We start from the raw sequence: 23,719 nt of genomic DNA on the forward strand, positions 1-23,719 counted from the left end.
GCTTAATAAAATTATTAACTGTCTTGAAGTTCTGGCATGTGCCACAATCGAGTAGACATTGTAGAGAAATGTGCCTTATTTGCAATAAGCTTACAACAAAATTCTGCACATAAGGATTAAATTTTTATATGTAGTTGACTTTTTTGGTGTTGCCATTCATATGCTAGCAGTGGGTTCCACATTGCACCTGTGGCACTCATTGCAATATCAGCGCCTATTTGTAAATAATCATCTATATCAGTTAAACTGACGATTCCACCGACACTGCACAGCACAAAATCAAACTTATTTTGCTTGCGTATTTTATGAATACGTTTTGTCATTTCAAGAGCAAGGTTTTTAATAACACTGCCACAGATCCCACTATTTAAGCGTCCTTCACCTGGTAAGGCTTGTGAGCCATCTTTGTTACGCGCTTGCATTGAGATGGTATTAATTGCAGAAACTCCATCAATAAAAGGCGCATTGGCTTTTAATATTTCTAATACTTGGTACTCGTTGGCAATATAGCCCATTTTAATCATAAGAGGGATATCTTTAATTGCTTTTTTAACAGCTTTAGAGATGGCACCTGACAGTACTGGATCTTGATAAATACTACCTTCTTTAGAAACAACATTCGGGCAAGAGTAGTTAAGCTCAATTGCTTTGGCGCCTGCTTCAACAGCTTTCTGTGCACAAAAGACAAAGTCATCAATAAAGTTTCTATTTTCACTGGGGGTGCCAACACATGAAACAATCATCAGTTGGTCATCTGCCATAAATCTGTTGGCCTTTTCGATATCGGCTTGCCAGATTTCAATTGATTTACTTGGAATACCAAAAGAATTTGTAATCGCAATTTCTTGTGTAGTTTGAGGTTCATGATCAAATGGATAGATGCTGTTACCAATATCATCAACGGTTAGTTGTCTATTACTTTTGACCATAAGACAGTTTGGTGCTAAATGCGCTTTACGCTCAACCGTGCGTACAGTCTTATAAACTGGTAAGTCAAAACCAAGTGCTGCATAAAGTTTAATATATGATGAGTTTAGTAAGGGACCTGCTGGTACGCCAATTGGGGAGTTGATCTCATATCCCCAGAGCTTGATAGGCTTAAGTTTAACTCTCTTTGGGATTTCAAAATCGCACATGGGACCATTTTGATAATTTTCATCATAAGACTTGTGAATATTGTAAGTCGGGTGAAGCATACTACTAGATACCTTAACTAGATTTACCTTATGGTAGAGAATGTTATAGAAAAAAGGAAGTGTGTAGTCAAAAAATAACAAGTAGTAATCCAAAAATAAATTGAATCAATCGCTTTAGCTCATACCTTAAAATTTGAAATCTAAGTTACAATATTGACCTTTTATATTCATTTTGAGAAGATGCCACATCCATTTTTTACGGTTGATAATTTATAATTACGGTAGGATTGATGAAAAAAAGCATACAGTGTTGCTTATTGATAATTTTGTTTTTTATGTCCAATGGACTGACGATAGCAGCTGGAACTAGGCATTCAAATAGTGTATCGGCAACAGTCCTTGAGTCAGAGGGAGTGGGTTCAAAAAACACTGCTAACGTTGAGCAAAACAATACAAATAGTGATGATCAAAGTGACAGCAAATCGCAACAAGGTACATCATTTTGGGAGTTCCTAAAAGGTGCTCAACCAAGTAATGGCATTTATTTGGGTATGTTTACCTGGCACTTTAACCCTGCAAGTCGATCTGATGATCGCTGGTCAAATAACTTAATTGGGGGGGTGTACAATAGTATTTTTATGGGAACACTTTTGAATTCATTTAATGATCGCGCATTTGTTATTGGTGTACAACGTAATATTTATACTGACCAGCTATCGCAGAACAATCAGATTAACATTGGCTATCGTTTAGGACTAATATCTGGTTATGATGAACGGATGTCTGACTTTGCAAAATATTTGCCTGTTTTACCTATTCCTGAGCTTTATATCGATTATACGTATAAAAATTTTGGAGCCGAATTTTCTTATATTGGTGTGGTTTTTACGGTAAAGTTTGTTATTCGTTTTTGAGATTTAAATTGGCAATGGTATGCGTTCTTGATCGCATTCGCGTAAATCAAACAAATTACTATCATATAGGTGGCTAGGTACGATATTATTCAATGCACTAAATAGATTTTGCGGAACCTTTGGGTTTTGTTTGGCAAGCTCATGGATTAGGTGCTTAACTTGCTTACGTTTTAGGTTTTCTTGGCTGCCACATAAGTTACAAGGAACAATTGGAAAATCTTGTTCTTTAGCAAAACGTGCAATGTCATTTTCTTGACAGTAAACCATTGGTCGAATAACAACATTTTGTTTATCTTCTGTGAGAAGTTTAGGTGGCATGGATTTTATTTTGCCTTGATAGAGCATCGACATTAAAACTGATTCAATGACGTCGTCACGGTGATGACCTAACATGATTTTATCGATTTTATTTTCGCGTGCAAATCGATAGATGTTGCCGCGACGCAAGCGTGAGCATAATGAGCAATAGGTTTTATTTTCAGGTACCTTATTAATTACAACTGAATAAGTGTCACGTTTTTCAATCACATATTTAATGTTATGCTTTTCAAGATAATTACGCATTTTACTATCGTCCCATCCAGGTTGACTTTGATCTAAAGTATAAGCAAGAAGGTGGACGTCATAAATGCCACGTTGAACAAGATCATGCATGATTTTAACAAGGCTAAAGGAGTCTTTACCACCAGATAAGCAAATCATCACCTTGTCATCTTGTTTTAGCATTTTGTAATCAGCAATCGCTTTAGTAATGTAAAAATGAAGTTTTTTCTCAACGGCAGTCATGATGGCTAGATACTCTTTTTAAATAATCGTTCTTTTTCACGTTTCCAATCATGCTCTCTTGATGCTTGGCGTTTGTCGTGCAGTTGTTTCCCCTTGGCAATCGCGATTTCCAGTTTAACGCGTGATCCTTGCCAATACATACAAAGAGGTACTACGGTATAGCCTTTTTGGTCTACCTTGCCTAGTAGCTTATTGATTTCTCGGCGATGTAGCAAAAGTTTGCGAGTACCACTTGGGGCAGGCACCACATGGGTTGAAGCTGAATTAAGGGGTGTAATCAGTGCATTAAAAAGCCAAGCTTCATTATTTTTAACATGAATGTGGCTATCAATCAATTGCACGCGCCCTGCACGAATGCTTTTGACTTCCCAGCCTTGAAGAACGATACCTGCTTCAAAGCGTTCTTCGATGATATAATCATGAAAAGCTTTTTTATTCTTGGCAATGACGTTGTCAGTTGCTGTTGATTTTGATTTTGTTTTTGTTTTTGCCATTGTTTTGCAAATTTGTGGGTAAGCGTTACAATAGCCGAGATTTTAACATGAACTCATGACATAAGAGAAATAATATGCCAATAATTCATCGCACGGCATTAGTTGAATATAGCGCAAAAGAGATGTATGATCTTGTTAACGATATTGATCGTTATCCTGAATTTGTACCAATGTGCCAATCAGTTGAAGTGCATAAACATACTGAAAATGAAGCTGAAGCGACACTTAAAATTGCTAAGGGTGGGGTGAAAATAGATTTTGGCACACATAACGATATGATCAAAAATCAAGAGATAAAAATTCGTTTAATCAAGGGTCCTTTTAAGCGTTTATTGGGTGTGTGGCACTTCACTTCGTTAAATGAGAAGGCATGTAAAGTGACTTTAAACCTTGAATTTGAATTTTCTTCTAAGGTGTTTGCTTTAGCTTTAGGTGTTGTGTTTAATACTTTAGCAAATACAATGTTAGATGCCTTTTGTAAAAGGGCAAAAGTTGTTTATGGAGATGATTGATGAAAGTTGAACTTGTTTATGCAACAAAAACGATACAAAAGCGATATACGCTTGAGTTGACTGAGGGTACAACAGTAGAAGATGCCATTGAACAAACTCGCGTATTAAAGGATTTTCCAGAAATTGATTTAAAAACACAACCAGTGGGAATTTTCTCAGAAATTATTGAGTTGGGGCATAGGTTAAAAGAAGGTGATAGAGTTGAAATCTATCGTACATTAACCATTGATCCAAAAGAAGCACGTAGAATTCGTGCCGAAGAAAAACGCAAAAAAGAGGGATTAAAGTTGTTTGGGGCATAAAAAATAAGGTTGATTTATTATGTATGTAACACAAAAGAAGAAATAAAATAAGAAAATTTAGTATTTACTCCTAAATTAACATAATGTCTTTAATTTTATAATTACTTCCTATATAAAAAATACTTTCATGTAGGGAGATCGATATGTCAAGTAATAAAGATGATTTAAAATTTCTGTTGACTAAACGTCTAAATGATTATGATGCAATTGTTATCGCAGAAGATGACAGCACTTACATGTATGGAATTGTTGATATAGTTCAACAAGTTAATGTGGAGTTGATGTTACCAATTTATATTGCTAAAACAACAAGCCAGCTAGCTATGTTAAAAAATCAATTAGATGGGTGTGGTTTAAGAGCTATTTACATTCTAGATAATAAATATACAATTGAGGCAGCTGAACCTACAGGGCAAGAACTCATTGCGCTGTGGCATATAGAAAGTGATAGTATTCTAATAACTTCAAGTTATAGGGAGATATTAAAGGGTAAACCAGCATACCCTGTTTTTGATAAAATAAATCCAACTTTTGATTTTTGTTAGTTAAACTTGTGCTTTACTTTGTGTTTTGCTTTAGGGATATAGTTAAAAAAAAATCCCACAAGGTCTTGCCATCCATGTTCTCTTACAATTACGTTAGCGTCTTTTCTTGTGCTAATATTGTTTTTGCTTTTAATTTCTGAAATATGGTAATCAACAGATTTTATAGTAACGTTCATCATTTCAGCCATTTGTTGGCGATTGCAACCGTTTGCATATAATAGAAGATAGACAAATTCTTTTGCTGTAAGGCTTAATTTATGTCGCTCAGCTTGCAGTTCTTTATGATATTTTCTTTCTAGCTTATATGTGGGTGTAATGTAATTAGGAAGTTCGATTTTATGGCTATATGCGTCTAGTATAATTTTCTCTGCCGCAGATTGAAAATATGATGCAAATTTTAATAATTCATCCTGATGGTATATATAAAAATGAGAAACTTGATCGAAATTTTTACTACTACATCCAAAACAAAACTGGTCAAAATAGCCGTTTCCTCTTCTCACTAGGTCAAGTTTATTACCAATATCAAATAACTGTGTGGATAGAGTTTCTGACTGAGATATTTCCTTTTCTAATTTTCTTAGGTAATTAATTCCCAATTTCATGCGACCAGCAATTTTTTCATGCATACGGTTTTGATAAAAGTATAAAATCCATTCTTTTGAAGCAGATATCGGCGTGGTTTTGTCATCTGAGGTCGTTAAATCAATACAAAACCCATCGTCAAATATTCTGGCATAGGTAAAGTAGGATATTAGGGAACTCTTCCATAAAGGTGCACATATTTCACTTAAGGGTTCATGATTAGGCATAGTAAAGTTACGAACTTCTGCTGGTACATTACTGGCTGAATTGGTAAGCATAATTGTTCTCCCAGTTTTCACTGTTAACTTGTGGAACAGAACGAATGATAAAAATTGCTATAACGCTCATAATCAATAAATACAGACTTGGAGCGTAGTATATATTAAGAGTTGATTGTAAATACGTATTAACCATAGGCGTTGTTCCTCCAAATATTGCAATTGCAATATTTAAACCTAGCCCAATTGTTGATGCTCGTAAGTGATTACTACTTTGTTTTGCAACAAGTAAAGCATACTTTGGCAAATACATCGAAAGGAAAAAGCATATAGAGATCATTGAGATAATAATTCCACAAATTGATTGTGATTGAACAAATTTAAATGCTAAAAAACTTGTTAAACACATTCCCATCAAAGCTGTACCAACTTGATATAAAACATGTAAGTTTTTCGCAATCTTAATCATCAACGGCAAGAACAATAGCAATATGATTAAAGAAATAGAAAGTAATGTTAACGATCCTAAAATTGAGAAACCCATTAAGTCTTGCAAAACATTTGGCAAGTAAAATGTCAATGTATAGAAACAGATGCTTAAGGGTGATTCTATTAGCATAATTCTTAAAACACTTTTCCATTGGTATTTAAGAGCACTAAATACTGGAAAATTTGTGACTTTATGATTAATTTTAGGTAGTGTTTCTAATGCTATACTACGTATGTAACCAAGATAGATAATTATTGCTACTGATATGGCAAAAGGTATTCTCCAACCCCAATTTTGAAACATTGATTGAGGCATTATCCACGTGAATAACAGAACGATTAAGCACGCAGTAACCGCTCCAGTGACTGTGCTAATTTCAGAATAGCTTGTGTATCTGATTTTTTGACCAGATGGTGCAATTTCGTATAATGCGGCTCTTGAAGTTGGCATTTCACCAGCGTATGCCAGCCCTTGAGTTACTCTGCATACTAATAAAATTAATGGGGCTATCATGCCAATACTATTGTAGGTTGGTAGTATTGCTATAATCGTTGCTGAAATTGCCATTAGTGAAATTGTGATTATTAAAACAGGTTTTCGCCCTCTTTTGTCTGCTATATGCCCCCATAAGAACACTCCAAGTGGTCGAATGATATAGCCTACCGCAATTAAGGTATATGCCATTAATAAGCTGATAAAATGATTATCATGTGGGAAAAATAGAGGGGCAAAAATAGGTGCCAAAATTCCATACAGCATAAAGTCATAAAATTCTAGCCCGTTTCCAAGAGCAATAACCAGTGCTTTTTTCTCTATCACCAAACTTCATCCTTCACTATCACCTTGATAGCATAATTGTCACCCAGAACCATGAAAATATGTATTTCATTTCTTGTATTGAAATATATTTAATTTGAAGCGAATGTAACAAGGAATCTAATAATTAAATTTTAATAAGGGAGTGCTGCTCACAAATCTTTTTCCAAATATCTTCAACTATGTAATAATTCATCTTGCGATTCTTTTGTTGTTTTTGCAAACAATGTTTCAGCTTAAGGATTGTAAGCTTTCAAATCATATTTTGATTAAAACAATTTAAGTTCAAATCATGTAGTGTTGTAGGTTTATAGAACATAGAGTCATTAAGGGATAGAGAATGAATATTTGGAAAACGTCAGTAACAATCAAACAAATAAATGAGCGTGGTGAAGGTTTATTTTCAGATTTATTAGGCATTCGGTTTACTGAGTTAGGTAATGATTATTTGCTTGCAGAAATAACACTTCAGCAGAAACATAAGCAACCACTTGGGATTATGAATGGAGGGGTTTCATGTGCAATTGCTGAAACGGTAGGCAGTACAGCTGCAAATTATGCAGTGGATTTAACTACGCAATATTGCGTAGGTTTAGACATCAACACTAATCATATTCGACCTGCTACTTCTGGTATATTAACGGCTAAAGCCTATCCACATCATATCGGACGCACGACACAGGTTTGGGCAATTGAGATAAAAGATGAGCAAAATCGTTTAATTTCAATCAATCGCTTAACAATGGCTGTTAAGGATCGCTAATTTGCAATATGCTAAATTAAGCTGGCAAGCTACAGGAGAACCTATATCTTCTGAATTCGGTGATGTCTACTTTTCTAAAAGTAATGGTTTGGCGGAAAGCAAATATGTGTTTTTGCAAGGCAATCGCCTTAGAGAGCGCTTCGAAAACTTAACAGATAATGCTCATTTTATTGTTGCTGAAACAGGTTTTGGGACAGGATTAAATTTTTTAGCATTAGTTTCTTTATGGCATAAGGTAGCCCCTAAATCTGCAAAACTCACTTTTATTAGCTGTGAAAAATACCCATTAACCCGATCTGATCTTATCCAATCATTATCTTTATGGTCAAGCTTAGAACAAGAAAAAAGGAGCTTAATAGCAAGTTATCCAGAAATTTTTTATACAGGACAAACTTTATTAACAATTGCTGAAAATATCAGCCTTAATTTGTTAATAGGTGATGCTGCAATGTCACTTGCAAAAATTGATACCTCGGTTGATGCGTGGTTTTTAGATGGTTTTGCCCCATCTAAAAATCCTGATATGTGGAGTGATGCGCTTTTTAGTGAAACTTATCGTTTAAGTCATGCTAAGACAACGTTAGCAACCTTTAGTGCGGCAGGTTTTGTGAAACGCGCACTTGAAAATAATGGTTTTCAAGTAAAAAAGCAAAAAGGTTTTGCTTATAAGCGTGAAATGCTTACAGCAACTGTTAAAGACATTCATAAAAACCCTATAAATCGTATTAAACCTTATTTTTCTAAGCCTTATGTAAAAACTAATAAAAATAACCCTATTGCTGTTATAGGCGCAGGTATGGCTGGTTGTGCTGTAGCTTATGAGTTAACACAAAAAGGGTATGAGGTTCATTTATATGAGCAAAAAAAAGACATTGCACAAGCAGCTTCAGGTAATCCTTATGGCATCTTAAAACCTTATCTTACTGCTGATGCGAATGTTTCAGACATATTTCATACGCAGGGCTTTTTATCTACACGAGAGTATATATTAAAGCATCAGGCTAAGATTGATTTTATTGAATGTGGCGCGCTTGAGTTATTGAGTGACGATAAGTCCTATTTGCGCTTTAGCAATATTGTCAAAAAGCGTGCAGTTGATCCAAGGATTCTACGGCTTGTGGATAAAACTTATGCCTCAGAAATTGCAAGTATAAATATTGAATATCCATGTGCTTATTATCCAACTGCGATGATGGTAAATCCTTATTCGTTATGTAAAGCTCTTATGAATCATGCAAGTGAAAAACTACAGCTGTTTTTAGAACATAAACTTAAATATTGTTTGAAAAACGGTAACAAATGGCAATTAGTCTTTGAACAAAAAACAAATTACTATCAACAAGTAATATTTGCTGGTAATGCTTCGTTGATAAATACATTGGAAATTTTACAAAAACTTAAAGTTTATCCTTCCTATGGACAAATCACATTGTTAAAACCTGCATTAGCAAATAAAACAATTTTATTAGACAAAGGTTACTTTTTGCCCATTCATAATAACGTGCAGCTGATTGGTGCAAGTTTTCGCGATAATATTGATTTAGCTGGAGATAGGCGAAATGAAGATGATCAAAGCAATATTCTACAATTACAAAACGTATTTAAAAATAGTGATGATGTCAGCTTAGAAATTATCACAAATAGAGTAGGGCTTCGCTGTGTGACAAGTGATCATGTACCAATAATAGGTGCGCTTGCAAGTTACGATGAATTTTATCAACAGTATTACCATAAACTGCAAAAGGGCATGATTTTAAAAGCACTACCAGAGCCACAGTATCTAACAGGTTTATATGTACTAAGTGCTTTTGGTTCTAAAGGTTTATGCTCAATGATTTATGGTTCTAAAATTCTAGCTTGTTTGATCGAAAATGGTCGTCATTTTGCGTTGGCAAATCATTTACTTGAAGCGTTGCATCCGCTTAGATTTTGGGTAAGAGAATTGAAGCAAAGATAGTTTTTTCTACATATTATAGTTTTTGAAAACTTATTTTATACTCTATACAAATCATCCGTGACCTATAAGCATCCATTTGTTATGATTAGGCAGAGTTCTATGTCTAAGCTATGAGAATATGGATCAGTTAAGTCTATCTTTTGAGGATAATGAAAAGCAAACCATTAGCCAATTTACGCGTCAAGCTTATTTAAATTATTCCATGTATGTGATTTTAGATCGTGCACTACCACATATTGGTGATGGTCTAAAACCTGTGCAAAGAAGGATTATTTATGCAATGTCCGAAATTGGATTATCAGCATTAAGTAAGCATAAAAAATCCGCGCGTACCGTAGGGGATGTGTTGGGTAAATATCATCCACATGGTGATAGTGCTTGTTATGAGGCAATGGTGCTTATGGCACAAGATTTTTCATATCGATATCCTCTTATTGATGGTCAAGGTAACTGGGGATCTCAAGATGATCCAAAATCGTTTGCAGCAATGCGTTATACTGAGTCACGGCTATCAAAGTATGCAGAAGTACTCTTAAGCGAATTGAAACTTGGTACGGTTGATTGGACCACAAATTTTGATGGTACGCTTCAGGAGCCAAAGATATTGCCTGCACAAGTACCAAATGTATTGTTAAATGGGAGTATGGGCATTGCAGTTGGAATGTCAACGGATATCCCTTCACATAATTTAAATGAAGTAGTACAAGGATGTTTATATTTACTAGCGGATAAAAATCATGATTTAGATGGATTGATGGATCATATTCCAGGACCAGATTATCCAGGTGGTGCTGAGATTGTTACCCCTTTTGAAGAGCGAAAAAGAATTTACGAAACAGGCACAGGTAGCATTAAACTACGTGCGGTTTTTCATGTTGAGGATGGAAATATCATTATTACACGTTTGCCACACCAGGTGTCTAGTGCTAAGTTGATTGAACAGATTGCATCTCACATGCACGGTAAGAAAATTCCGTGGTTAAGTGATATTCGAGATGAATCAGATTACAATGACCCTGTTAGAATTGTACTGGTTCCACGATCCAATCGTATTGATACAAATCTGCTGATGAGTCATTTGTTTGCAACAACCGATTTAGAGAAAAGCTATCGTATTAATTTAAATATAATTGGTCTAAATGGCAAACCTCAAGTTAAATCATTAATCCAAATTTTAACTGAGTGGTTAGAGTTTAGAACACAAGTAACAACTAAACGCTTAGAGTTTCAATTGGATAAAATATTAGAGCGATTACACATCCTAGATGGTTTTTTGATTGCATTTTTAAATATTGATGAAATCATTGCCATTATTCGTTATAAAGATGATCCAAAAGATGAGCTTAAAAAACGCTTTGAACTTACAGATGCACAAGCAGAAGCAATATTGAATTTACGCTTGCGTAATTTGGCTAAGCTTGAAGAAATTGCCCTTCAAAAGGAAAAACATGAATTAGAAATAGAGCGTGATGTGATAATGGGTTATTTAGATGATCCAGCTAAGCTTAAAACGCTTATTAAGAAGGAACTAGAACTTGTTCAGCAAAAGCATGGAGATGCACGTAAATCTGCTTTAATTGTACGCCCTGAAGCCAGAGCGCTCAAAGATTCTGATTTGCAACCTGTGGAAAGCGTAACTATCGTTTTATCTAAGCAAGGTTGGGTGAGGGTTGCTAAAGGGCATGAAGTAAACGTTGAAGGTTTAAGTTATAAGGTGGGCGATAGCTACTTTGCTTCTAGTGTGGGTAAAACTAATCAACCTTGTTTATTTTTTTCAAGCCTAGGTAAAGTTTATAGTTTACTAAGTACAGATCTGCCTTCAGCAAGAGGGCAAGGTGAGCCAATTACTGGACATTTGAAATTAGAAAAAAATGAGACAATAATAGGTTTAAGTTTTGTGAGGACTGATGATCAAGTGCTTTTTGCCTCAAGTGCGGGCAATGCTTTTTTAGCACAATCAGAAGGTCTTATCACCAAAAGCAAAGTCGGTAAACAGGTGATTACACTAGGTGATGATCGCATTGTACCTCCTGTTAATATTAAAGAAAATGAAGATGCCTTTGTTGTTGCTATTTCTAATCAAGGCAGGCTTTTGGCAGTAAAGAAATCAGAGATCCCAAACTTAACTAAAGGTAAAGGCAATCGCTTAATTAATATGCCAAGTCATCTTGCAACAGGCGAAATGCTTAAGTTTGTTGCAGTTGTTCTTAAAGGTGAAACATTGACTATCTTCTCAGGTAAACGCCATATGCGTTTAAGCTTTTCTGATTTAAAGGATTATGAAGGTAAGCGGGCAACAAGGGGTAAGCTCCTCCCTCGTGGGTTTCAGAATGTTGATCGGGTGATTGTGCTATAGATTAAAAAGTGGGTAATGTTGTCATCTAGCGCATTTGTTTTTATAATCAAAAATAGAAAAAATTGATATACGTTGCAGGAATTGCAACTCAATAAAAACAGTTAAAGCAGGTAAGAACCAATTGAAATCTAGTCCAAATGGTGCACAAAGATATCCCTGTCAAAATTGTGGCAAATACTTTCAACTTGAATATAAAGCACTAGGTCGGCTGCCTGAGAACCTGTTCAAAAATTTTTTTAATTTGCTAAAATCTACGTTTTTAAATTCCAAAAGTGGGGAGTTGAAATGCGAAAACGCTATCCCATTGATATTACACGCGCACAGTTTGCAGTAATTGAACCCATTCTTTTAAGTGCTAGAAAAAAGACAGCACCAAGAGAACTAGCTTTTGTATTGTGGATGCGCAAAGTGTGAAAAATACAGATACTGCTGAAAATAAAGGTTATGACGCAGGTAAAAGAGTTTCTGGAATTAAGCGATATATTGCTGTGGATACACAAGGCTTGCCGCATGCTATCCATATTACAACAAATTAGCTAAACGAAGTGAACTGCATAAGTTTGCTGTGATCCCAAAGAGTTGGGTGGTTGAACGCTCTTTTGCTTGATTAGAAAAATGTCGGCGTTTATGGAAAAACTGTGAAAGAAAAAATAATACCAGTTTGCAAATGGTTGTACTTGCTTTCATTAGGCTAATAGCACAGAGACTTTGAACAGGCTCTAAGGTCTCATCTGCCTGACAAAATTAATGAGACGGTGTACTAGTTACACTAATCTCTGTGTGTTATTATTTTGCTTTAATTTGAGTTTGGGAGTTTAATTAATGGGATATATTAACTATAGAAAAATAGAGAAAAAATGGAATATTAAATGGAATGATGACAATGTATATAAAGTTCACCCCGACTCTACAAAGAAAAAATTTTATTGCATTGACATGTTCCCATATCCTTCTGGTAGCGGTCTTCATGTTGGACATCCTCTAGGATACATTGCTACTGATATTACATGCCGCTATAAACGCTTGAAAGGATATAATGTTTTGCATGCTATGGGATTTGACTCATTTGGATTGCCAGCAGAACAATTTGCAATAGAGACAGGGCAAAACCCAAAAAAACAACTGAAGAAAACATATGTAACTTTAATTCCCAAATAAGTAGAATGGGACTGTGCATTGATAAATCTAGAGAAATTAGAACATCAGATAAAGAATACTATAAGTGGACTCAATGGATCTTTATTAAGTTATTTAATTCTTGGTACGATACAGAAAAAAATCAAGCTAGAGACATAAAAGATTTAATTTTATGTTTTGAAAAAGGTGGTTCTTTTGGAATTAATGCAGCTAAGGACAATAATGCTGCTGATTTCTCAGCAAATGATTGGACAAATTTTTCTGAACTTGAAAAATCAGAAATCCTTATGCAATATAGACTGACTTATCTGTCTTATGCGACAGTGAATTGGTGTCCAAAACTAGGAACTGTACTTGCGAATGATGAAGTTATTAATGGGGTATCTGAAAGAGGGGGGCACCCGGTAGAAAAACGGAAGATGAAACAATGGATGATGAGAATAACAGCATATGCAGATCGTTTGCTATCTAACTTAAATTCTCTGGATTGGCCAGAATCTTTAAAAGAAACACAGAAAAATTGGATAGGGAAATCTCAAGGTATTGTAATTAATTTCAATATTGACAACTCAAGTGAAACGATAGATATATATACTTCTAAATCTGAAACTATATTTGGCGTAACATTTTTATGCATTTCCCCAGAGCATCCATCTTTGCAAAGCTTTATAACAAATGAGAATAAGTTAAAAGTAAATGAGTATGTTGAAAAAACTTCCAAAGATAGCGAGCTAGAAAGAGTTTCTAATCTTAACCAAATAAGTGGAATCTTTACTGGTAAATATGCCATAAACCCTGCAAATAACCAGAAAATACCTATTTGGATTGGAAACTACGTTCTATCAAGTTATGGAACGGGAGTTGTAATGGGAGTTCCAAGTGAAGATGCAAGAGATAGCGAGTTAGCAAAAAAATATGACTTAAATTTTATTGATGTACTAGATAAAAACACAAATAAAATAATAAATTCAAACTTCTTAAATGGAATGTCTACTTATCAAGCAAACGAATCAATATGCCAATATTTATGCAATTTAAAGATTGGAAAGAAAAAAACTAATTTCAAATTGCGTGACGCAATATTTGGTCGTCAAAGATACTGGGGTGAACCGATCCCAATTTATTATGAAGATGGCATCCCTAAAGCTATTAAAGAATCTGAACTCCCTTTAGAACTTCCAGAGATAAATAACTACCTTCCAACAAAAGATGGAACACCACCTTTAGGTCGTGCTAAAGAGTGGTTGTATAAAGGTAAATTTAAATATGAACTAACTACAATGCCAAGCTGGGCAGCTTCAACTTGGTACTTCTTAAGATATATGTCACCTAATAATGAAAACCATCTTGTAAACAGCGAAGACAGTTCTTACTGGGATCAAGTTGACTTATATATTGGTGGCAGTGAACATGCAACGGGACATCTTTTATATTCAAGATTTTGGAATCTTTTTTTATATGATATAGGAGTTATAAGCTTTGCTGAACCTTTTAAAAAAATTATTAATCAAGGGATGCTCCAAGGAAGATCATCCTTTATTTATCGTATAAAAGGAGAAAATACTTTTGTTTCAAGTGAGTTAAAAAATAATTATGACGTTCAAAAACTTCATGTTGATATTAAATATATTAACTCAGATGACTCTCTCAATATTAAAGAATTTAAAACATGGAGAAATGAAAATAAAGACAGTAAGTTTATCTACGATGGTAAACATTTTTACTGCGATTGGACAATAGAAAAAATGTCTAAATCAAAATACAATGTAGTCAATCCAGACGATATAATTCAACAATTTGGATCAGATGTCTTTAGAATTTACGAAATGTTTTTAGGTCCAATACAGCAGTCAAAACCTTGGATGTTAAATGGTATTGAAGGTGTCAGCAAATTTATCAATAAGCTGTGGCGCTTGTTTTATAATGATAAAGGAGAGCTTATAGTTAGTCATAACGCAGCAACACATCATGAGTTGCATATCCTGCATACTATGTTGCAAAAAGTAGCTAGCGATATAGATCGCTTCTCCTATAACACAGCTATTAGCGCCATGATGATTTGTGTCAATGAACTAACTGCCATTAAATGCCATAGTACTCACATCCTGAAGGATTTACTTATCGCTGTTTCTCCTTTTGCTGTGTATATATCACAAGAACTTTGGCAACAAGCTCTTAAACAGAATGATTACATCGTTGACCAAAGTTATCCTGAAATCAAAGATCAATATCTAGACATTAAAGTTATTACATACCCAATTACTATAAATGGAAAGTTAAAACTACACATGGATTTTGATTCACAAGATGATAATGAAACCATAAAACAAAAGACTATAAGTGAAGAAAAAATTAAAAGGTTAATAAAAAGTCAAGAAATCAAAAAATTTATACATGTTCCTGGGAAAATAATTAATATTGTTATTTGATATAGATAGATTGGCAGTGTTTTACTTTAGCGTTCCTGCTTTAACTGTCTTTATTGAGTTGGAATTCCTGCAATGTACATCAATTTTCGTCATTTTTGATTTGAGATTATAAAAAGGGATGTGCTAGATGACAACACTGCCTAATTATTAATATTCAAACCTTAGTTGATCTAAATCGTTGTCATCATCGTTATCATATTCCTCGTCGTCATAATCTTCATAGTCATCAACAAAGTCAAAATAGTTATCATTAAAGTCATCTTCATCATAACTGTACAATTGCTGAGCGTCGTAGCGGAGCGTTTTAATTAAATTTTGTAGATCTGTAGGTGGTTTGGCAATAAACTCAATATGCTTTTCAGTATCAGGGTGAATAAAGGCAAGTTTATAAGCATGTAGTGCTTGACGTTTGAAAGCTTTTAATACTTCTTGTGCTTCATCTGATAAGCCTTTAACCAGTTTTAAACGTGGGTTATAGATAGGATCACCTACAAGAGGTGCTTTAATATGCGCCATATGTACGCGAATTTGATGAGTTCTACCCGTTTCAAGTTTACATCTAATTCGCGTGTGCCCACGATAACGCTCAAGTACTACAAAATGAGTAATTGCCTCTTTACCAGTTGGTGTTACAGCCATTTTCAAACGGTTATGAGGGTTTCGACCTATTTTTGTTTTAATGGTACTACCAACGGTGATATATCCTGTTACAATTGCTTCATATTCACGCTTTACTTGTCGCTTAGTTAATTGTTCAATTAACGAAGTATGAGCTTTAAGACTTTTAGCTATAACCATTATGCCTGAAGTATCTTTGTCCAATCGATGAATAATACCTGCCCTTGGTAGTGTTGAAAAAGCAGAATCGTGTGCAAGTAGCGCATTGGATAGAGTCCCAGAATAGTTTCCAGCTCCTGGATGGACAGTAAGACCAGCTGGTTTGTTAATAATGATGATATGATCATCTTCAAAAATAACATCAAGTGCTATTGGCTCGGCTTGCCAGTTGTTTTGTTGTTCTAATTGTGTATTAAGAGTAATTTCTTCACCGCCGATAATTTTATCTTTAGCTTTACGTTGTTCACCGTTTACGAGAATATCGCCTTGTTTTAACCATTTTTGTAATTGTGAACGTGAATAGTCTCTAAATAGGATGGATAAACATTGGTCAAGTCTTTTTCCAGCTAGTGTTTCTGGTGCAATAACATTTTGATGAATATTTTTAAATACGGTATGATGTGACACAAGTAAAATCCTATAAAAGACGCCTTTTAATCTGGGTATTATTGTAAACAATAAATGACAAAGGCGGTAATGAATCAAAGGAAAATAAATGAAAAAGATTTTATTGAGGATGTATTGTCTTGGTGTGTTTGCTTTGCTTTCAGCGTGTGCTACCACCACAAACAAGCCTTTACCTTATCAAGGTGAAAGTGCAGAGTATATTTATGCTAAAGGGCATGAACAAGTTAAAAATGGTGAGTACTATAAAGCGATCGATACATTTCGCTCATTAAATTCTCAATATCCTTTTCAAAAATATTCTGAGTTGGGAAATCTTGAGCTTATTTACGCTTATTATGAAGATGGTCAATCAGAAATGGCATTAGGTTTGGCTCAACAGTTTTTAAGAGCCTATCCTACTTCTAAAAATTTGGGCTATGTCTACTATATGATGGGAGTGATCAATTACGATAATGGTCGTGGATTTTTGCAACGCAGATTGCCTTATGATATGGCCCAACATGATCCATCTGCTTATATCCAAGCATTTAATGATTTAAAGCGTGCAGTACTGTTAGATCCAGAAAGTTCATTCGTTGGCGATGCAAAGCGTAGAATGGTGCATATCAACAATGTGGTTGCGGAATATGAATATAATATCGCCAAGTTTTATTTTGACCATGAGGCTTATGTGGCAGCAATTAACCGCGCTAAGCTTGTGGTTGAGAGTTACCCGCAAAGTAAATCTATTGAAAATGCATTGGTATTGATCATTCGTGCTTATGATATATTAAAACTACCGATGTTAGCAGAAAAATCGATGGAAGTATTAAAAACAAACTATCCAAATAATGCATATTTAAAATCTTTAGAAGATGCAGCTAAGCGACCAACGGTGGTTTTTAAATAAGTTAAAGTACTTACAGCCTATCCTTTAAAGGCAGAGAAGTAATTGATTCAGATAAGTAAAAAAAAGGTAAGAAAATGTGGTTTAAGAATTTAGCATTGTTTCAGTTCACAGAAAAATTTGAGTTAAGCGTTGAAGAAGTAGAGAAACAGCTAACCAAACATGCTTTTGTACCATGCTCAACAAGTGCACCTCTTTCAATGGGTTGGGTGTCGCCTTTAGCTGGAGATGCTCCGATTATTCATGCAGCAAGTGGTTTTATGATGATAGCATTTCAAATTCAAGAGAAAATTGTACCTGCTGGTGTAATTAAAGAAATTTTGGATGAAAAGGTCGAAGAAATTGAGCTAAGAGAATCACGCAAAGTTAAAAAGAAAGAAAAGGATACCTTAAAAGAAGAGATTTATCAAAATTTGTTACCACGAGCATTTACCAAAAATAGTATGATTTATGCTTATATCGATACATCTTCTGGCTGGTTAGTTGTCAATGCTTCTTCGGCTAAAAAAGCAGAGCTGTTGACTGTGAATTTGCGTAAAGCTTTGGGAAGTTTGAAAATACGCATTCCAGAAATATTACCCATTTCGATCTTGTTAACACAATGGTTGCAAACCAATCAATATCCCCAGGAGTTAACGATTGAAGATCAATGTGTGCTGCAAGATAACAAAGATGCTTCAGGAATTATTCGCTGTCAGCGTCAGAATTTATTTACTGAGGATATTTTGTCATTAATTGCGTCAGGACGAGAAGTGATTCAGCTTGGACTTTCCTGGCAAGATCAATTGAGTTTTGTAATCAATGATGAATTTATGATTAAATCCTTAAAGTTTCTTGAGATAATTCAAGATAAGGCAAGTGATATTGTTTCTGAAACAAAAACCGAACGCTTTGATGCAGACTTTATTATTATGGCAGAGACTTTACGAGAGTTTATTACCTTTCTTATGCAAATTTTTGCTAAAGAAAGTAAAAGTGTAGAGCATAATGATAAAGTTAATACTCAACAAACAGTTATTTCAGCTGATATTGCTGATGATTATACACCTTGGGACGGAGAGGATAAAGAGGACGATATGACTCATGTATTAAATACTAATACTACACTTGATCAAGTCGATAAGTAAAAGGGTCTATAATGTATCCAGATGAAGCTATATCTCTAACACATCAACTAGAAAATATCAAGCGACCACCCTCTTCAATTGATGCTGAACGCTCTGTCATTGGTGGACTTATTTTAGATAATGAAGCATGGACCAAGGTTGAAGAAATCTTAATTTCTGATGATTTTTACAGCACACAACATCGTATTATCTTCCATCAAATGCAAAAGCTGATTCAGCAAGGAGTACCGTTTGATATTATCACCCTCAGTGATGCACTTTCAAATGAAAAACTGTTAGAACAGGCAGGTGGCTTGCACTATTTAGCTGAAGTTACTAAAAACACACCTACTGCTGCCAACATTGTTGCCTATGCTGAGATTGTTAAAGAACGTGCAAAATTACGCGTGTTATTAAATACTGCAACTGATATTGCTAATATGGTTTACACGCCACAAGGACGTAAGGTAGGTGAGATTTTAGATGTCGCTGAGCAAAAGATTTTAGCAATTGCTGAAACCGACATTCAAAAAGGTGATGGACCAAGGGCGATTCGTGAGATCATTCCAAGTGTAATTGATCGGATTGATGCAATGATGGAAGCAAGTGATGGTATTACTGGCATTTCAACTGGGTTTACTGATTTAGATGAATTGACTTCTGGTCTGCATTCAGCAAATTTAGTTATCGTCGCTGGTCGCCCATCGATGGGTAAAACGACGTTTGCTATGAATTTAGCTGAAAACGTTGCCAGAGGCGCAGAAAAACCAGTGCTTGTATTTAGTTTAGAGATGCCAGCAGAAGACATTGTATTAAGAATGATTTCATCACTGGGTCGTGTGGAACAGAATGCACTTAGAAATGGTCGTTTAGAAGATGAACATTGGGCAAAAATTACAACAGCAATGGAAGTGTTATCAAAAGATTTTAATATGCACATTGATGATAGTGCTGGTCTTTCGCCTTCGGAAATGCGTTCGCGTGCTCGTAGAGTTTATAAAGAACATAATGGGCTTAGCATGATTGTGGTTGACTATTTACAGCTGATGAAAGTACCAGGTTATGAGAATAATCGAACACAAGAGGTTTCCGAGATTTCACGCGCCTTAAAATCACTTGCTAAAGAGCTGCATGTGCCAGTAGTTGCGTTATCTCAACTTAATCGTGGGGTAGATGATCGTGCGGATAAGCGTCCAATGATGTCAGATTTACGTGACTCTGGAGCAATTGAGCAAGATGCTGATGTGATTATGTTTGTGTATCGCGATGAAGTCTATCACAAGGATAAAGAGGATAATAAAGGATTAGGAGAAATAATTATTGGTAAACAGCGTAATGGTCCTATTGGCAGCATCAAAGTTCACTTTGAGGGTCGTTTTTGTCGCTTTGCTGACCTTACATTTGAGCAAGCCGTGCCAATAGGAATTTATTAACCTATTGTATCTGTTTTCAAGATGAAGCTGCTTATGAAGGCACTCTACTTATATTCTTTAAGGGTGCTTTAAAACTATATCTAACGTAGTCGCTTAAGCAAACCACAATAAAACGGTGTCTTTCAATCGTTGCCATAATGAACCGGTTGAATCGCCTTTTAATGTTAAAACTGGGAAGGTTTGAATTACTTTCCCTTTATATGTCATATCAACACTACCTGCTGGTGTGCCAGCTTGGATGGGTGCTACCAAACCTTTAGGGTTTTTGTGTAATACAAATTGAATATCCTTGGCATTCACATCATGTGGGAAGCTGACCGTAATTGGTTGTTGTACTCCAATGTCAACCATGCCTTCAGCACCTTTATAGACACGAATATCACCAAGTACATAATAGGCAGGATAAAAGGTTTTTGTTTGAAAATTAGAGAAACCATACTCTAATAGCGTTTGGCTATCACGTGCGCTTTGCAGTAGACTGGTTGAACCCATAACAACAGCAATCAAACGATCATGATCTGGTTTAACTGCAGAAGATACCAAGGAATCGCCAGCAGAATCGGTTGATCCTGTTTTAATACCATCAGCATAAGGGTAAATTTCTAATAATTTATTATAATTTCGCGTGACAAAACCATTCATGCTAACGCTATCCATTTTGTAATAGTGGTAGTATTGTGGGTAGTCATAGATGATATGTTGAGCCAATACAGCAATGTCACGCGCTGAGGTGTATAAGTTGGGTGCAGGTAAACCCATGACATTGCTAAAATGAGTGTTGTTCATTCCAAGTTTATTAGTAGTGAAGTTCATAATGTTAACAAAACCTTCCTGCGTGCCTGCAATGACCATTGCAAGCGTTACCGCAGCATCATTTCCTGAGGCAACAATTGTGCCTTCAAGCAGGTCTTGAATGGTGACTTTTTGTCCTGCTTTTAAGTGCATGCTAGAGCCTGCAGTGTGCCATGCTACAGCAGGGACTTTAACCTCTTGATTGAGTTTTAAATTGCCAGAAGCAAGGCGTTGCTCAGCGATGTACAACAACATCATTTTGGTTAAAGAAGCAGGAGCTACACGCAAATTAGCATTTTTTTCGGCTAATACGTTCCCTGTTTTAGCATCGATAAGAAGATAACCTTTAACGTTTAGCATTGGTGGAGTGACTACTTGATTTTTCCAAATTTCGGTGGCAGGTGTGACATCAGGTAGTTTGAGATCACTTGGTATAGGTGGAACCTGCACTTCAAATGGTACATTCGCACTGGAAGAAACAGCACCATAAGCATTGAGTGGAACACCCATATAATTAACTGAAGCTGCACCATAGGTATTAGGTTGAGTTGTTATTTCACCAGAGGTAGGTGGTGTATTAGTTTGATTTGCAAGTGCAGGTTTAAGCTGAACCATAAATGAAGCAGAAAGCAGAAATACGGAGACTTTTTTAATATTAAACATCATTATTACCTATAGGAAATTGACATGCAGTGATTTTTGAAGGCATTATATACCACTCACAACCCATTTTACAGATTTTCTTGCTTTGCATTTTATGTGTTTTTATATGGGATATACCCTAAAAATTCCCCAAAAATTCAAACAATTTTAGAAATTTGAGATGTGTTTTTTGTAAGAAATTTTAGAGTTAAAATAACTAATAATTAATCAATTTATGCTTTATCAAAGCATTTTACTTTACAATTACACAAAAATAGAAGACAAAGCGCCGTTTACAAAGTGTAGGTTTTTACTATTTATTTTTTTATTGCGGCTTTTGGTGTTCTACTTTTTTCTTGCCTATATTGGTGATAGAATGCCATCCACAGTAACAATCTGTGCTGTATAACCATTTTAAAAATAAAACTATTAAACAATTAAAAAAATAAAGAGGATAATACTATGTCTAGAATCCCGTCCTTGCAGGATCCGTTCTTAAATGCACTCAGAAGAGAAAAAATTTCAGTGTCAATTTATCTAGTCAATGGGATCAAATTGCAAGGCATCATAGAAGCATTTGACCAATTTGCTATTGTGTTACGCAATAGCGTTAATCAGATGGTTTATAAGCATGCGATTTCAACTGTTGTACCTGCTAAAGCTGTGCGCTTAGTTTATAGTAACTATAATCCAAACCATAGCCACCAGCATAATAACACTGATCAAGAAGAAGACTTTGATGGAATCGAAGAAAATGTATATGAAGAATCTTATGATACAGATGTTGAAGAAATACAAGAGTACAACAAACATCCAATACAACAAAATACTCAAATTTAACCCTTTTAATCACTAAGGAGCTCTTTTCTTTGGAGATCTTTCATGACTATGAGGTAGGTGAGAACTGCCTACTAATTGATATTAATTTTTCATCTAAACCTGAGTTGAACGCAGAGCTTTCTGAGCTAAATGGTCTTGTTCATGCTGCAAATTGGCAAATTTCTGCAACGGTCTGTGCTAAACGAAGCTTACCAGATCCTAAGTATTTTTGTGGTAGTGGTAAACTCGATGAAATCAAAAAAATCATTGATAATAATCAGATTGATCTTGTGGTTTTTAACCATGCGATCACACCTTCTCAAGAGCGTAATATCGAAAAAGCATTAAATTGTAAAGTCATTGATCGTACGCGTTTGATTTTGGAGATATTCTCACAACGTGCTCAAACTCATGAAGGAAAGCTACAAGTTGAACTTGCACAATTAAACTACGTTGCTACACGTTTGGTGCGTGGTTGGACACACTTGGAGCGTCAAAAAGGTGGAATTGGTATGCGTGGAGGACCTGGCGAAACCCAATTAGAGCTAGATAGACGAATGTTGCGTCAAAAAATTGCCCAAATTGAGAAGCGTTTAGAAAAAGTCAAAAAGCAACGCGCTTTAAGTCGTACTGCTCGACAAAAAAATGCCGTTCCAACAATTGCCTTTGTCGGTTATACCAATGCTGGAAAATCGACGCTATTTAATAAATTAAGTGGTGCACAAGTACTAGCAAAAGATCAACTCTTTGCAACATTGGATCCCACACTTCGCAAAGTAATAATTCCAAAATTAGGTGAGGTAGTATTATCGGATACGGTAGGTTTTATTCGTAATTTACCGCATAATCTTGTCGAAGCATTTCATGCAACCTTAGAAGAAGCAATTGAAGCAGATTTACTCGTTCATGTAATTGATTATGCTGATGAACATCATCGCGCTTATATTGAGCAGGTACATTTGGTGTTGGAACAAATTCATGCTGCTGATAAACCAATTATACAAGTCTATAACAAAATAGATCGTTTAGAGGATGTTAAAGCACATATCATTTATCATAAAGATAAGCCGGCAGATGTCTATTTATCCGCGCAAACAGGACAAGGTATTCAATTTCTATATGAAGCAGTTGCCAAATATTTTAATCAACAATGGTTAAAAGGCGTGTTGGTATTGTCCACCAAGCACGCCAAAGTAAGAGCAGAACTATATCAGCTAGGGGCTGTTGAAAAAGAGACAATAAGTGACAGTGGAGAGTATCAATTAGCTTTACACATTGCAAAAAGCGATTTTGATGAAATTTGCGCACACAATAAACTTGAGTTAATAGCAAAATTTAGTCACCATTAGCGCACTG

23 protein-coding genes and 1 pseudogene are annotated in these 23,719 nt (G+C 35.3%); 17 read left to right on the forward strand and 7 right to left on the reverse strand.

Annotated features, from left to right (window positions below; translation table 11 throughout):
- Window positions 1-116 precede the first annotated feature (116 nt).
- Window positions 117-1,196, reverse strand: a complete 1,080-nt coding sequence (locus M1V25_RS02215) for a beta/alpha barrel domain-containing protein (protein WP_498842309.1) — start codon at window positions 1,194-1,196, stop codon at window positions 117-119.
- Window positions 1,197-1,471: 275 nt separating this feature from the next.
- Here M1V25_RS02215 and M1V25_RS02220 point away from each other — a divergent pair, with 275 nt between their 5' ends.
- Entirely contained in the window at window positions 1,472-2,050 is a 579-nt protein-coding gene (locus tag M1V25_RS02220) for a hypothetical protein (protein ID WP_157966582.1), read from the forward strand.
- Window positions 2,051-2,053: 3 nt separating this feature from the next.
- On the opposite strand, the gene ttcA is transcribed toward M1V25_RS02220, so the two are convergent.
- Both ttcA and smpB read right to left on the reverse strand, forming a co-directional pair.
- Entirely contained in the window at window positions 2,054-2,836 is a 783-nt protein-coding gene (ttcA, locus tag M1V25_RS02225) for a tRNA 2-thiocytidine(32) synthetase TtcA (protein ID WP_498842310.1), read from the reverse strand.
- 5 nt (window positions 2,837-2,841) lie between these two features.
- Complete coding sequence (smpB, locus tag M1V25_RS02230) at window positions 2,842-3,330, reverse strand: SsrA-binding protein SmpB (protein ID WP_498842311.1); 489 nt, start codon at window positions 3,328-3,330, stop codon at window positions 2,842-2,844.
- A 74-nt stretch (window positions 3,331-3,404) separates the two neighbouring features.
- Here smpB and M1V25_RS02235 point away from each other — a divergent pair, with 74 nt between their 5' ends.
- From M1V25_RS02235 to M1V25_RS02245, 3 genes are all read left to right on the forward strand, one after another.
- Window positions 3,405-3,842, forward strand: coding sequence for a type II toxin-antitoxin system RatA family toxin (locus M1V25_RS02235; RefSeq protein WP_116963676.1), 438 nt, complete (start codon window positions 3,405-3,407; stop codon window positions 3,840-3,842).
- Entirely contained in the window at window positions 3,842-4,144 is a 303-nt protein-coding gene (locus M1V25_RS02240; RefSeq protein WP_116963677.1) for an RnfH family protein, read from the forward strand. Before M1V25_RS02235 ends, M1V25_RS02240 begins: the two co-directional genes overlap by 1 nt.
- Before the next feature lie 143 nt (window positions 4,145-4,287).
- Window positions 4,288-4,689 carry a hypothetical protein gene (locus M1V25_RS02245; protein WP_116963678.1) on the forward strand — a complete coding sequence of 134 codons (402 nt, stop codon included), beginning with the start codon at window positions 4,288-4,290 and terminating at the stop codon, window positions 4,687-4,689.
- On the opposite strand, the gene M1V25_RS02250 is transcribed toward M1V25_RS02245, so the two are convergent.
- A complete protein-coding gene (locus M1V25_RS02250) occupies window positions 4,686-5,552 on the reverse strand; it encodes a response regulator transcription factor (RefSeq protein ID WP_116963679.1) in 867 nt (288 codons plus the stop codon). The two genes, M1V25_RS02245 and M1V25_RS02250, sit on opposite strands and share 4 nt — an antisense overlap.
- Window positions 5,530-6,801: an MFS transporter gene (locus M1V25_RS02255; RefSeq protein ID WP_116963680.1), complete on the reverse strand. Its 1,272-nt coding sequence runs from the start codon at window positions 6,799-6,801 to the stop codon at window positions 5,530-5,532. The genes M1V25_RS02250 and M1V25_RS02255 overlap by 23 nt, the downstream gene beginning before the upstream one ends.
- A 337-nt stretch (window positions 6,802-7,138) precedes the next feature.
- Here M1V25_RS02255 and M1V25_RS02260 point away from each other — a divergent pair, with 337 nt between their 5' ends.
- The 8 genes and pseudogenes from M1V25_RS02260 to leuS all read left to right on the forward strand — a co-directional run bounded on the left by M1V25_RS02260 (window position 7,139) and on the right by leuS (window position 15,440).
- On the forward strand, window positions 7,139-7,561 hold the full coding sequence (locus tag M1V25_RS02260) for a hotdog fold thioesterase (RefSeq protein WP_116963681.1): 423 nt from the start codon (window positions 7,139-7,141) through the stop codon (window positions 7,559-7,561).
- Window position 7,562: 1 nt separating this feature from the next.
- Complete coding sequence (gene mnmC, locus M1V25_RS02265; protein WP_157966583.1) at window positions 7,563-9,518, forward strand: bifunctional tRNA (5-methylaminomethyl-2-thiouridine)(34)-methyltransferase MnmC2/FAD-dependent 5-carboxymethylaminomethyl-2-thiouridine(34) oxidoreductase MnmC1; 1,956 nt, start codon at window positions 7,563-7,565, stop codon at window positions 9,516-9,518.
- A 118-nt stretch (window positions 9,519-9,636) separates the two neighbouring features.
- A complete protein-coding gene (gene parC, locus M1V25_RS02270; protein ID WP_498842312.1) occupies window positions 9,637-11,874 on the forward strand; it encodes a DNA topoisomerase IV subunit A in 2,238 nt (745 codons plus the stop codon).
- 67 nt (window positions 11,875-11,941) lie between these two features.
- On the forward strand, window positions 11,942-12,208 hold the full coding sequence (locus M1V25_RS02275; protein ID WP_498842372.1) for an IS1/IS1595 family N-terminal zinc-binding domain-containing protein: 267 nt from the start codon (window positions 11,942-11,944) through the stop codon (window positions 12,206-12,208).
- Entirely contained in the window at window positions 12,160-12,288 is a 129-nt protein-coding gene (locus tag M1V25_RS02280; protein ID WP_420810612.1) for a transposase, read from the forward strand. Before M1V25_RS02275 ends, M1V25_RS02280 begins: the two co-directional genes overlap by 49 nt.
- A pseudogene (locus M1V25_RS02285) lies at window positions 12,255-12,586 on the forward strand (transposase); the annotation flags it as partial. The gene M1V25_RS02280 and the pseudogene M1V25_RS02285, both read left to right, overlap by 34 nt.
- 110 nt (window positions 12,587-12,696) lie before the next feature.
- Window positions 12,697-13,032: a class I tRNA ligase family protein gene (locus tag M1V25_RS02290; protein ID WP_498842313.1), complete on the forward strand. Its 336-nt coding sequence runs from the start codon at window positions 12,697-12,699 to the stop codon at window positions 13,030-13,032.
- A gap of 5 nt (window positions 13,033-13,037) precedes the next feature.
- Entirely contained in the window at window positions 13,038-15,440 is a 2,403-nt protein-coding gene (gene leuS / locus M1V25_RS02295) for a leucine--tRNA ligase (protein ID WP_498842314.1), read from the forward strand.
- A gap of 147 nt (window positions 15,441-15,587) precedes the next feature.
- Here the strand turns inward: leuS and rluD are convergent, their stop codons facing one another.
- Entirely contained in the window at window positions 15,588-16,685 is a 1,098-nt protein-coding gene (rluD, locus tag M1V25_RS02300; protein ID WP_498842315.1) for a 23S rRNA pseudouridine(1911/1915/1917) synthase RluD, read from the reverse strand.
- Window positions 16,686-16,773: 88 nt separating this feature from the next.
- On the opposite strand from rluD, the gene M1V25_RS02305 reads away from it, so the two are divergent.
- From M1V25_RS02305 to dnaB, 3 genes are all read left to right on the forward strand, one after another.
- Entirely contained in the window at window positions 16,774-17,574 is an 801-nt protein-coding gene (locus M1V25_RS02305; protein ID WP_498842316.1) for an outer membrane protein assembly factor BamD, read from the forward strand.
- 74 nt (window positions 17,575-17,648) lie between these two features.
- Window positions 17,649-18,698: a recombination-associated protein RdgC gene (locus tag M1V25_RS02310; protein ID WP_498842317.1), complete on the forward strand. Its 1,050-nt coding sequence runs from the start codon at window positions 17,649-17,651 to the stop codon at window positions 18,696-18,698.
- An 11-nt stretch (window positions 18,699-18,709) separates the two neighbouring features.
- Entirely contained in the window at window positions 18,710-20,110 is a 1,401-nt protein-coding gene (gene dnaB / locus M1V25_RS02315; protein WP_116963688.1) for a replicative DNA helicase, read from the forward strand.
- Window positions 20,111-20,203: 93 nt separating this feature from the next.
- Here the strand turns inward: dnaB and M1V25_RS02320 are convergent, their stop codons facing one another.
- Entirely contained in the window at window positions 20,204-21,568 is a 1,365-nt protein-coding gene (locus tag M1V25_RS02320) for a D-alanyl-D-alanine carboxypeptidase family protein (protein ID WP_498842318.1), read from the reverse strand.
- Window positions 21,569-22,006: 438 nt separating this feature from the next.
- Here M1V25_RS02320 and hfq point away from each other — a divergent pair, with 438 nt between their 5' ends.
- Window positions 22,007-22,384 (forward strand): RNA chaperone Hfq, encoded by a 378-nt coding sequence (gene hfq, locus M1V25_RS02325; RefSeq protein ID WP_498842319.1) that lies wholly within the window; start codon window positions 22,007-22,009, stop codon window positions 22,382-22,384.
- Between the two features lie 29 nt (window positions 22,385-22,413).
- Complete coding sequence (hflX, locus tag M1V25_RS02330; protein ID WP_116963691.1) at window positions 22,414-23,712, forward strand: ribosome rescue GTPase HflX; 1,299 nt, start codon at window positions 22,414-22,416, stop codon at window positions 23,710-23,712.
- Window positions 23,713-23,719: the final 7 nt, after the last annotated feature.

The sequence above is a fragment of the Candidatus Nebulibacter yamunensis genome, assembly GCF_024208055.1.
Taxonomy (GTDB): domain Bacteria; phylum Pseudomonadota; class Gammaproteobacteria; order Francisellales; family Francisellaceae; genus Caedibacter; species Caedibacter lacustris.

Excerpts from the sequence above, each read along its gene's own strand:
- M1V25_RS02215 (WP_498842309.1), bottom strand. The coding sequence starts at position 1,196 with ATGCTTCACCCGACTTACAATATTCACAAGTCTTATGATGAAAATTAT.
- M1V25_RS02220 (WP_157966582.1), top strand. The coding sequence starts at position 1,472 with ATGTCCAATGGACTGACGATAGCAGCTGGAACTAGGCATTCAAATAGT.
- ttcA (WP_498842310.1), bottom strand. The coding sequence starts at position 2,836 with ATGACTGCCGTTGAGAAAAAACTTCATTTTTACATTACTAAAGCGATT.
- smpB (WP_498842311.1), bottom strand. The coding sequence starts at position 3,330 with ATGGCAAAAACAAAAACAAAATCAAAATCAACAGCAACTGACAACGTC.
- M1V25_RS02235 (WP_116963676.1), top strand. The coding sequence starts at position 3,405 with ATGCCAATAATTCATCGCACGGCATTAGTTGAATATAGCGCAAAAGAG.
- M1V25_RS02240 (WP_116963677.1), top strand. The coding sequence starts at position 3,842 with ATGAAAGTTGAACTTGTTTATGCAACAAAAACGATACAAAAGCGATAT.
- M1V25_RS02245 (WP_116963678.1), top strand. The coding sequence starts at position 4,288 with ATGTCAAGTAATAAAGATGATTTAAAATTTCTGTTGACTAAACGTCTA.
- M1V25_RS02250 (WP_116963679.1), bottom strand. The coding sequence starts at position 5,552 with ATGCTTACCAATTCAGCCAGTAATGTACCAGCAGAAGTTCGTAACTTT.
- M1V25_RS02260 (WP_116963681.1), top strand. The coding sequence starts at position 7,139 with ATGAATATTTGGAAAACGTCAGTAACAATCAAACAAATAAATGAGCGT.
- parC (WP_498842312.1), top strand. The coding sequence starts at position 9,637 with ATGGATCAGTTAAGTCTATCTTTTGAGGATAATGAAAAGCAAACCATT.
- M1V25_RS02280 (WP_420810612.1), top strand. The coding sequence starts at position 12,160 with ATGCGAAAACGCTATCCCATTGATATTACACGCGCACAGTTTGCAGTA.
- M1V25_RS02290 (WP_498842313.1), top strand. The coding sequence starts at position 12,697 with ATGGGATATATTAACTATAGAAAAATAGAGAAAAAATGGAATATTAAA.
- leuS (WP_498842314.1), top strand. The coding sequence starts at position 13,038 with ATGGGACTGTGCATTGATAAATCTAGAGAAATTAGAACATCAGATAAA.
- M1V25_RS02305 (WP_498842316.1), top strand. The coding sequence starts at position 16,774 with ATGAAAAAGATTTTATTGAGGATGTATTGTCTTGGTGTGTTTGCTTTG.
- M1V25_RS02310 (WP_498842317.1), top strand. The coding sequence starts at position 17,649 with ATGTGGTTTAAGAATTTAGCATTGTTTCAGTTCACAGAAAAATTTGAG.
- dnaB (WP_116963688.1), top strand. The coding sequence starts at position 18,710 with ATGTATCCAGATGAAGCTATATCTCTAACACATCAACTAGAAAATATC.
- M1V25_RS02320 (WP_498842318.1), bottom strand. The coding sequence starts at position 21,568 with ATGATGTTTAATATTAAAAAAGTCTCCGTATTTCTGCTTTCTGCTTCA.
- hfq (WP_498842319.1), top strand. The coding sequence starts at position 22,007 with ATGTCTAGAATCCCGTCCTTGCAGGATCCGTTCTTAAATGCACTCAGA.